General features: G+C 36.8%; 9 protein-coding genes. All 9 read right to left on the reverse strand.

The annotated features are described in order from the left end of the window. Positions 1-72: 72 nt before the first annotated feature. Entirely contained in the window at positions 73-324 is a 252-nt protein-coding gene (locus QY322_02640; GenBank protein ID WKZ25265.1) for a hypothetical protein, read from the reverse strand. 188 nt (positions 325-512) lie between these two features. Continuing rightward, on the reverse strand, positions 513-992 hold the full coding sequence (rpsG, locus tag QY322_02645; protein ID WKZ26132.1) for a 30S ribosomal protein S7: 480 nt from the start codon (positions 990-992) through the stop codon (positions 513-515). A 25-nt stretch (positions 993-1017) separates the two neighbouring features. Next, positions 1018-1440, reverse strand: a complete 423-nt coding sequence (rpsL, locus tag QY322_02650; GenBank protein WKZ25266.1) for a 30S ribosomal protein S12 — start codon at positions 1438-1440, stop codon at positions 1018-1020. Position 1441: 1 nt separating this feature from the next. Beyond that, the gene (gene rpoC / locus QY322_02655; protein WKZ25267.1) at positions 1442-5170 is read right to left on the reverse strand and encodes a DNA-directed RNA polymerase subunit beta'; all 3729 of its coding nucleotides are present in this window, start codon (positions 5168-5170) and stop codon (positions 1442-1444) included. After that, entirely contained in the window at positions 5160-8537 is a 3378-nt protein-coding gene (locus tag QY322_02660) for a DNA-directed RNA polymerase subunit beta (GenBank protein WKZ25268.1), read from the reverse strand. The genes rpoC and QY322_02660 overlap by 11 nt, the downstream gene beginning before the upstream one ends. Before the next feature lie 93 nt (positions 8538-8630). Then, complete coding sequence (gene mltG / locus QY322_02665; protein ID WKZ25269.1) at positions 8631-9584, reverse strand: endolytic transglycosylase MltG; 954 nt, start codon at positions 9582-9584, stop codon at positions 8631-8633. Then, positions 9574-9771: a hypothetical protein gene (locus QY322_02670; protein WKZ25270.1), complete on the reverse strand. Its 198-nt coding sequence runs from the start codon at positions 9769-9771 to the stop codon at positions 9574-9576. The genes mltG and QY322_02670 overlap by 11 nt, the downstream gene beginning before the upstream one ends. Next, the gene (gene ruvX, locus QY322_02675; protein ID WKZ25271.1) at positions 9764-10129 is read right to left on the reverse strand and encodes a Holliday junction resolvase RuvX; all 366 of its coding nucleotides are present in this window, start codon (positions 10127-10129) and stop codon (positions 9764-9766) included. The genes QY322_02670 and ruvX overlap by 8 nt, the downstream gene beginning before the upstream one ends. A gap of 20 nt (positions 10130-10149) precedes the next feature. Then, positions 10150-10815: a sortase gene (locus QY322_02680; GenBank protein ID WKZ25272.1), complete on the reverse strand. Its 666-nt coding sequence runs from the start codon at positions 10813-10815 to the stop codon at positions 10150-10152. Positions 10816-10817: the final 2 nt, after the last annotated feature.

Here is a 10817-nt window from a genome sequence, read left to right on the forward strand (position 1 = left end):
TTTCTATATTAACAAACTAAAAACTCCACATTAAAGGAGCAAGAGTGATTGTAACAGGAGTGGATTAAATCTTCAACCTTCTTTACTTCGATTAAATTTTAATCTCGCTATAATTCCGACTTCTCCATGTAAAAAAGTCCATGTTGATGGATCAACCCAAGTCCTTTCGACCGAAGAACCCGCCCCAACTGATGCCCCAACTTCGAGGTCTTTCTTTTTAATATCATTATAGTCTGACAGTTCACTAACAGATTGAGCTCCTTTTGGAACATATGTCTTTTTACGATCTGATGTTGATCTTGATGTAGTAAACGATATAGGCATAATGAAGCGATATTACTCTCTCTTCGGTTAAAATTCAATCAGTAAACCTTTTTTCTCCACCCTCTAAAATTTGATTTCAGTTTATGTAGTGAATTCAATTAAAATGTTTGCATCTGTTTGACGAGGGCTTGTCCCGAAGGAGTCATGCAAACAAAAATGATATGAAGAAAAGGTCGAAAATACGACTTCTACCATTTAAAATGTGAGAAAGCACGATTCGCATCAGCCTGTTTTTCCATTTCTTGTCTCTTTCTTACTGCTCCGCCTTCACCTTTTGCAGCGTCCATTAGTTCTTGAGCAAGTTTCTCACCATAGGTATGAAATTCTGAATTTGATTTTGCCCTCGTTGCGTTGACAAGCCATCTAATAGCCAATGATTCTTTTCTCTCACCCCTAACTTGCATTGGAACTTGATATGCGGCTCCACCAACTCTTTTGGCTCTAACTTCCATTTCTGGTTGGATGTTCTCAATTGCTTTATCGAATACTGTTACGGGATTTTCTTTTGTTTTTTGTTCAATTAAAGTAAGAGCTCTATAAACTTCTTTTTGAGCAACTGATTTTTTGCCATCATACATACTCCTGTTTATAAGTTTTGCAATTAACCTACTTCCATAAACAAGATCTACTTCAACTAATCTTTTTCTTGCTGGTCCTTTTCTTGGCATATTTTTGTCCGAAATAAGCTTCCGCTTACTTAGCTCCTCCCTGATTTTTCTTAGCCCCATATCTACTTCTTGATGTTTGCCTACCAGATACTCCTGTTGTATCAAGTTTTCCTCTAACTACTGTATATTTTACACCAGACAAATCTTTAACTTTTCCACCTCTAACCAAAACAACAGAATGCTCTGCCAATTCATGGCCTTCACCTGGAATATAAACAGTAACCTCTTGTTTGTTTGAGAGTCTAACTCTAGCAACTTTACGAAGCGCTGAGTTTGGTTTTCTAGGTGTTTGAGTTCTAACTGTTAATACAACACCTCTTTTAAAGGGTGATGAATTTTCGCCAAACTCTCTATCTTTGGCGTTAAACCACTTTTTTAAAGAAGTTGTTTTAGACTTTTTCTTGTTTGATTTTCGACCGTATTTTACTAGTTGGTTTGCTGTAGGCATATTAATTTTTTATTAAGGCTTTTTCTGCAGTAACAGGAATTAATCTTCCAATAATAACGTTCTCCTTCAAACCAAGTAGTTTGTCTTCTCTTGAGAGTAGTGAGCTTTCTGTTAACACATCTGTTGTCTGTTCAAACGATGCAGCAGATAGCCAGCTCTCAGTGTAAAGAGATCTTCTAGTTATACCTAATATAATTTGTTGAGCTGATGCTGGTTCTCCTCCTGCGGCTAAAGCTTTTTCATTCTCACTTTCGAATGTTGCTTTACTTGACAACTCACCTGGTAAGAAGGATGTGTCTCCTGCAGTTACAACCCTAACTTCATCACTCATTTTTCTTGCAATGACCTCAAAATGTTTATCATTAATGCCAATACCCTGTGACTCATATACCTTTTGAAGCTCTGTCACTAAGTATTCTTGAGCTGATCTTAAACCACAAATCAACAACACGTCTTTAATATCAAGAGGTCCTTTAGCAAGTGCTTCACCAGCATCTATTGTCTGGCCATCTTCAACACTTATTTCCAAGGTTTTAGGTAATATATATTCCCTTTCCTCTTTAGATTTTCCTGTCGCAGAAATTACAACTTTTATACCCTCTTCGGTCTCAGAAACACTGACTTTTCCAGATATTTCAGCCATTGCAGAAACTACTTTTGGAGTTCTTGCTTCAACCAGTTCCTCAACTCTTGGTAATCCTTGTGTAACGTCAACACCAACTGCACCGGCAGCATGTTTGGTTCTTAGTGTAAGTTGTGTACCAGGTTCACCGATTGACTGAGCAGCAATTACCCCAACAGGTGTACCCACTTCTACATCCTTTTTAGTAGAAAGGTCCCAACCGTAACACTTAACACAAAGTCCGTGTCTTGCTGAGCAAGTCAAAGCTGACCTAACTATAACATCCTCAACCTCTTCTTTTTCAAATTTTAGAGCCAAGTCTTCACTAATTAAGTCTCCACTAACTCCCAAAACCTTACCTTTTTTGTCTTTTATATCATTAACTAAATATCTACCTGTAATCCTGTTTGTGAAGGCTTGCGGTCTATCTGATTTTCTAATTGTTAAACCTTCAGTTGTTTCACAGTCAACCAACCTTACAATCAAATCGTGAGAGACATCTACCAAACGTCTTGTTAAGTACCCGGCGTCGGCTGTCTTGATTGCAGTGTCAGTCAAACCTTTTCTTGAACCCCTTGACGAAGTAACATATTCAAAGACAGACAATCCTTCTCTAAAGTTTGATTTAATTGGAAGTTCAACAATCTTTCCAAGTGGATCAACAACTAGACCCCTCATAGCTGATAATTGTTTGACCTGATCTCGGCTTGCACGACCAACCTTAGCATCAATAACCACCCTAATTGGGTTTGTAGGCTCCATTAGATCCCAAGTTTTATCAGCCAACTCTTCGGATACTTCAAGCCAAACCTCCTGAATCATTCTTTTCTTTTCAGATAGTGTAATTAAACCTATATCAAAGTTGCTCTCAATTTCAGCGACTTTTGTTTCAGAAGCCTTAATAATTTTTGCCTTTTCAGGTAACAATACTGCGTCAAATATACCAAATGATAGACCTGAGATAGTACCTGCCGTAAAACCTAGTGACTTAACACTATCAATCATATTAACAACAGTTCCTGAGTCACACTTGGCATATGCAACGCTAAACAACTTCTTAATTACAGTGGATGTACAAGACTCGTTAACAAATTCAAAAACATCTGGCAATATTTCATTGAAAGTAATTCTACCGACTGTTGTCTCGATTATTTTCCCATCAATGCGAACCTCAATTGGCTGTCTTAATTCAATTAAATAACTCTGATGAGCTTGTAAAGCTTCGCTCTTATCTGAAAAAATAGTTGTGTACTTTTTAAGACTTGGGTCGATTGACGTCAAATAATAGACACCCAATGCCATTTCTTTAGACGCTGGCGTTGAAACTGGTGAACCATCGGCAGGTCTTAATAAGTTATGCTCTGGTAACATCAAAGTTTTTGCCTCTTCAATTGCTTGTTTTGATAGTGGTACGTGAACTGCCATTTGATCTCCATCAAAATCTGCATTAAAACCTGAACAAACAGCAGGATGAAGTCTAATTGCGCTACCCTCAATCAAAATTGGATAAAAAGCTTGGATAGATAGTTTATGCAAAGTTGGCGCACGATTTAACAATACTGGATGATCTTTTGTAATTTCTTCCAATATGTCAAAAACTTCAGGTGGCCTTCTATCAAGCATGTTTTTAGCAGATTTTACATTTGGGGCAATTCCTCTTGTAATCATCTCTCGAAGAACAAATGGCTTAAACATTTCCAAAGCCATTTCTTTTGGTAAACCACATTGATTTAATTTAAGATCAGGTCCTACTATAATTACACTTCTACCTGAATAATCAACTCTTTTACCAAGCAGATTCTGTCTAAACCTACCCTGTTTTCCTTTAAGTAAATCACTTAAAGATCTTAAAGGTTGTCTTCCTCTTGCCCTCCTGGTTGCTTTTCTTTGAGAAGAATCTAATAATGAATCTAGGGACTCTTGCAACATTCTTTTCTCATTTCTTAAAATAATTTCAGGAGCGCCAAGACCTATTAAGTGCTTAAGTCTATTGTTTCTATTAATTACTCTTCTATATAAGTCGTTCAAGTCAGATGTTGCAAACCTACCACCTGACAACTGCACCATTGGCCTTAAATCTGGTGGCAAGACAGGCAAAACTTTCATAACCATCCAAGTTGGATCAATCTTTGATTTTTTCAATCCTTCTATTAATTTAAGTCTTTTAACTGCTTTTATATACTTTGCACTTGTTGTTTTTGTTTCACTTAGTTCCTTTTTCAACTCTTCAGATATTTTTTCAAGATTTACTTCAGCCAACACAGAAAGAACTGCCTCAGCACCCATTTTAGCCTCAAAGAAGTCAGCTGCACCAAAAGTGTAAAGTTCATCGTACTCCTCTTCTGAAAGAATACTTAAAAGTTTAAGGCCTCTGACCAAACTTATTAGATTTTCAAACAATCTTGAGTTTCTGCTCAGGTTTGCTTTTTCATCTTCTGAAATAGCAGTTTCCTTTTTTCTTTGATCAAGTTCAATTTCATTTAATGCTAGGGCAAGTTGCTCCTTGTCTTTAATTTTTCCTTCAATCTTTTCCTTTGCCTTTTTAGCTTCTTCTGCTAAAAGACTCTTTTTATCCTTAAAGGAAGTTATAATTTCATTTTCACTCTCGACTAAAGCAGTCTCCAGTACTTTGATTGCTGTCTTTTTCTTGTCTTCGTCCACATTCAAGACCAAGTATCGTGCAAAATAAATGACCTGTTCAATTGCTCTTGGTGCAACACCTAGAATCATTGATATTTTTGAAGGTGCTCCTTTAAAGAACCAGATATGGGCTACTGGGCAAGCTAGGTTGATATGTCCCATTCTTTCGCGTCTTACTCTTGATTGTGTAACCTCTACACCACACTTGTCACAGATTACCCCTTTATATCTAATTCTTTTATACTTACCACAATAACACTCCCAATCCTTTGAAGGTCCAAAGATTTTTTCATCAAAAAGGCCGTCCTTTTCAGACTTTAAAGTTCTGTAATTTATAGTTTCAGGCTTTGTTACCTCACCGCGACTCCATTTTCTTATATCGTCTGGGGACGCGAGCCTAATTACTAATGAACCAAAGTCTTCTAAGTTCTTTAAATCAAACAATGTGTCTAGTGTATTAGTTAACATTTTCTACCTCCATATTTCCTTTTGGATCCAAAAGTTCTTCTGTGGCTACTGCTTCAGCACCTAGGGCTTGTGCAAATTCTTTGCCCTGCTTTGTATCTTCTTCAATTTTGGTATCTGAGAGTATAACACCCTTTGGTAAAATATTTAAGCCCAAGGCATTAAGTTCACGAACAAGAACCTTAAAGGATTCTGGTATTGTAGATTCTGGAATTTCAGTTCCCTTAACAATTGCCTCAAAGGCTTTGGCACGACCGACAATATCGTCTGACTTGATGGTTAACATTTCTTGCAATACGTGCTGAGCTCTGTGAGCTTCAAGCGCCCAGACCTCCATTTCTCCAAGTCTTTGACCTCCCATTTGGGCCTTACCACCCAAAGGTTGTTGCGTAACCAAAGAGTAAGGTCCTGTTGACCTTGCGTGGGTTTTATCCTCGACCATATGGGTCAGCTTTAGAATATAACCAACACCAACCACCGTATCTTCCTTAAATTCCTCACCGGTTCTACCATCAATTAACCTGGCCTTACCATTTACTGGCAAGTTGGCTTTTTTAAGTTCATTTACCAAGTCATTCTCTGTAATATGATCAAATACTGGAAATGCTCCTCTTTCGTTATTCTTATGAAGTGCCAAACCAAAGTGGGCCTCTAAAAGCTGTCCCAAGTTCATACGAGAAAGAATTGAAAGTGGAGAAATAATCACATCAACTGGTGTACCATCAGAAAGATACGGCATATCAGATACGGACATTATTTTTGCAATGACACCCTTGTTACCATGTCTTCCTGCAATTTTGTCTCCCACAGTAATTTTTCTTATTTGAGCTACTTTAACTATAATCTTCTCAATAACTCCAGGGCCCAAGTCATCACCCTTACTTCGGCTCAAAATATTTACACCAACCACAATACCTTTCTCTCCGTGAGGAACACGAAGTGAAGTATCTCTAACTTCTCGTGCCTTTTCGCCAAAGATGGCCCTTAACAACCTCTCTTCTGACGTTAATTCAGTTTCACCCTTTGGTGCAATTTTACCAACTAAGATATCATTTGGCCCAACTTCGGCACCAATTACAACGATTCCATCATCAGCCAAATTTGAAAGTTCAGATTCAGAAACATTTGGAATATCCTTTGTTCTTTCTTCTGCTCCTAATTTTGTGTCCACTACCTCAGCATCATATTCCTCGATATGGATTGAGGTTAATAAGTCTTCTTTAACTAACCTCTCAGAAATTAAGATTGCGTCCTCAAATCCATAACCCCCAAAGGATGTATAGGCCACCATTAAGTTTCGACCAAGTGCCAATTCTCCGTCCTGACTAGCGGGTCCATCGACCAGCAAATCTCCCTCGTTAACTTTGTCACCCGGTTTAACAACTACACGTTGATTGTAGCAGGTTGAATGAGCTGTTTTCTTAAATTTAACAAGTGAATAAACTTCTTTTTTGCCGTTTTCAATAATTTCAATATCTTCGTTGTTACTAATTTTTTCAAGATCCTCGATGGAGACCTTTTTATCCAGTTTTATTACTATTTTTTCATTGTCTGCATATTCAACAATACCACTATGCCTTGCCAAAATGTTTCTAATCATTGCTTTTGAAATCTCGGATTCCATGCCAGTTCCAACAACTGGAGCATCAGGTGCAACCAGTGGCACAGCCTGACATTGCATGTTAGAACCCATCAATGCCCTGTTTCCTTCATCGTGAGCCAAGAATGGAATTAATGAGGCAGAGGTACCCACCAACTGCCTTGGTGTAATATCTATGTAGTCAACTAAACTTGATGGACCTTCAACAAAGTTACCCATATGTCTTAGTGGAACTCTGGCGTCAGTTATATATCCATCTTTATCAATACCCACTCCTGAATGGGTAATATTATAAGTTTCTTCATCATCAGCCGTTAAGTAAACGATTTCATCTAGAATTTTTACCTTTTTACCTTTTTTTTCTACTTTTCTATAAGGTGATTCCAAAAATCCAAACTCATTAACTTTTGCATACAATGATAAATATGTGACCAAACCAATATTAGGACCCTCTGGGGACCTGACAGGATCTAACCTTCCGTATTGGGAAGAGTTTACGTCTCTAATTGAGAAGGATGCTCTTTCTTTATTTATTCCACCAGAACCTAAAACAGAAACTCTTCTTAGATTATCAACTTCAGAAAGTGGGTTTGTGTCATCTAGAATTGTTGACAATTGATTACTTCTAAAAAATTCATTAAGTGATGAAATTAGTGGTCTGGCGTTAATTAAATTCGAAGGGAGTGGCCTGTCGTCAGCTGATATCAAGCTCATTTTCTCTTTAACTGACCTCTCAAGCCTTAATAGTCCTATACGAAATGCGTTAACAGAAACCAACTCTCCAACTCTTCTTAATCTTCGATTTGAAAGATGGTCAATATCATCAACTCTTCCTGTACCATTTTGTAAACCAATTAAATACGTAAGTGAAGCAGTGATATCTTTCAAGGTTAGAACGTTTGCAGACTTGTCAGTCCTTGAAAGAGGCAGTCTTTTTCCTATTTTGTATCTACCTACCTCACCTAAGTCATATCTTCTCTTGTCTAAAAACATATTCTCGAATAAATTTGTGGCGTTTTCAATTAAAACAGGTTCACCAGGTCTTAATTTTCTATATATCTCAAGAAGTGCGTCATCTTTTCCTTTTGTGGCATCCTTTGCAAGTGTTGCCTCTATGTATTTATGATCTTTATCTATATCTACTTCTTTAAAGAAATTGATTATTTCATTTTCACTCTCTAACCCTAAAGCTTTCAAAAATACTGTTGCAAGAACTTTTTTTCTTCTATCGATTCTTGCATATATCAAATCATTTTTGTTTGCCTCAAATTCAAGCCATGAACCATGGAGTGGTCTTACTTCTGCTTTGTGTAATAATCTACCTGAAGTTGGGTCTGCCTCTGCAGAAAAATAAATTCCAGGACTTCTGACAATTTGGTTAATAACAGCTCTCTCAATACCGTTTATGATAAATGTACCCCTAACAGTCATCTGTGGTAGTTCACCTAAAAACACTTCTTGGCTGACTTCTTTACCTGTTCTTTTATTAATTAATGTGGCTGTAATTTTTAATGGAGTTGCATATGTTAATCCTTTTTCTTGGGCATAACTTGCAGTGATTGAGGGTTTACCAAGTGAATAATCACCCAACGCTAATTGCCAATTCTTGCCAGTAAAGTCGTCGATCGGAGATATTGCTTGAAGTTCTTCACCTACACCTTTTTTTAAAAACCAATCCCAAGATTCTCTTTGAACTAATGTCAAATCAAGTTTAGGAAGGTTTTTTTCTACTTTCCCAAAATTTCGGCGCAAGTTAGTTTTTGATTTCATTAAGCTTAGGTGATAGGTGATACAAGATAAGCCTACGTAAGTAGACCTAATGGGGATTATATATAAATTTTGATAAGTGTCAACAAGTAAAAACTATCTTAAGTACCGATTAATATTTTGATTATGTTCATCTAGTGTTCTGGCATAATGAATCTTGCCACTATTGTCATGGATGTAATACCAGTATTCGCTCTCAACAGAATTAATTACAGCATTAATTGTAGACGCACCAGGATTTGCAATTGGTGCGGGGGGGAGTCCAAGATTCTTGTATGTATTAAAGGGTGACTCGATACCTTTATCTTGTGCATATGCAGGATCCCAATATTTATTGGTCAAGGATACATTTTTATATTTAATATTATCTTTAGCATATTGCAGTGTTGCATCTATTTGTAACGGCCAACCGTTTTCTAATCTTTTATACAAAACTCCAGCAACTACTGGTTTTTCCTCATTTGTAAACGTTTCTCTTTCCAAAAGGGAAGCCATGATAACCTGTTCTTTGGTTGCATTCTTTACTTTTTGGTCAAATGTTGTGGTTAATCTATTAACAACCTGGGTAGCAGATGCTGACTTGGGAAATAAATAAGTATCGGGATAGAGATAACCTTCTTTACCTACGGTTAATCTTAAAAACTCGTCAATAAAATCTGTTTCCTTGTTTAAGACGATTGCAAACCTAATTGCAATTTCTTCACGTCTTAAACCCTCAGGAATAGTTACCCAAAATTCTGTCGGACCTTTCTTTAGTCTATCAACCATTTCAACCAAACTTAGGTTTTGAGTAAGTTGGAACTCACCTGCTTGGATTTTATTTGTATTATTTGTCAGTTGCACATAGAACTTGAAAGCGATACCACTTCGTATAAGCTTGGCGCTTTCCAAGTTATTACCTATTTGGGCAACCGAAGAACCTTTGTTAATTAAAAAATCAACCTCACCACTATTATCAGAGACTGGCAAAAGTAGACCCCTAAAGTAGAAAATAAAAACTGCAACAAGTACGAAAGGTAAAAGAATTACTGTAAGTAGTTTAAATTTCATTAAGAAGTGCACGCCTATATTTTTTGGTTTTCTCATTATAAATATAAATCCTACCACACTTGCAAGTTACCATTGTCCCATACTTATGACTTTTACTTTCTGCGTTTGATAATGAAACACCACAGCCAACACATTTGCCTTGTGACATTAACCAAGCCTGAATAGGAGCGATTACATTTTTAAGCATTGTCTAGATATGATTGTAACATAATAGTTGCTGCAAATGCATCTTCCATCTCGCGTCGTTTTTTTCTACCCATACCCGATTGAATTGACATAACTTGGGCATCATGTGAACTTAGTGTTTCATCAAACGTTTCAGCTCTAAATTGTTTAGCAAACTCGTTTTGCTCCTTTGCCATTTCACCCTCTGAAATACCAACAACTACTTTTTCTATTTTTTGCTTTTCAATTATCCTTTGAATGTGGGCAATCATTTTATCCCAATCTCTGTAGCGAATTACTTGATATGGTTCAGCAAGTTTGCCATCAGAAACAGCAAGACCTATTTTTCTTCTACCATAATCAATGCCTAAAAATTTCATAATCTTTTTGTGGTTTGGTGTTAGCTTACCACTCTTGCCCTAACAATTAAACGTTTTGGATTTCTGGGGTCTCCTGGTGGGGTACAAGTTACCAGTGTTAAAAACGAATCAGAATTGTTTTGTTCTAAAATCTGAATGTCTGTTGGATATATTTCAAACAGTTCTTCAACTACAAAATCGTATGAAACACCATCAAATTTAACAAAAATCTGATCACCATTTTTTAAAGTAGGAAGTGTTGAGAATATCGCCATATAATTTTTAGGGTTATAGAAAATTGGTAGAATTGAATGACCGAAAATTACAGCATTGCCGTTTCTACCCGGCAGGGCTGTTCCAGGATACTGTACTAGGTGCTTGGACAAATCTTCACCCCCGATTGCGACAATGGCATCTTCTATTTTTAGTTTCGGGATTGTAATTGTGTAAAAATCTACTTTTGACTCCTCAAAATCTTTTGTGTCAGCCGTAGGAAACCAGGTTGATGCTTTGGTATAGTCGGTGGGTTCTTTTGTTTCATCTTTTTTCTCTAATACTAAAGGGGATAGAAGGGTGGAATAAGATCTTGCATTGGTCAGTTGATAAACAACAATGGGCCAAATTGAAACAAACAATATAGTAAGCCCAAAAGCGCTTAATCCAAACGACAATAATTTAATAACTTTTCTTCTGTGACTAAAATTCATTT

Source organism: bacterium, assembly GCA_030583725.1.
In the GTDB taxonomy this organism is placed as follows: domain Bacteria; phylum Patescibacteriota; class Microgenomatia; order UBA8517; family UBA8517; genus JAUYMM01.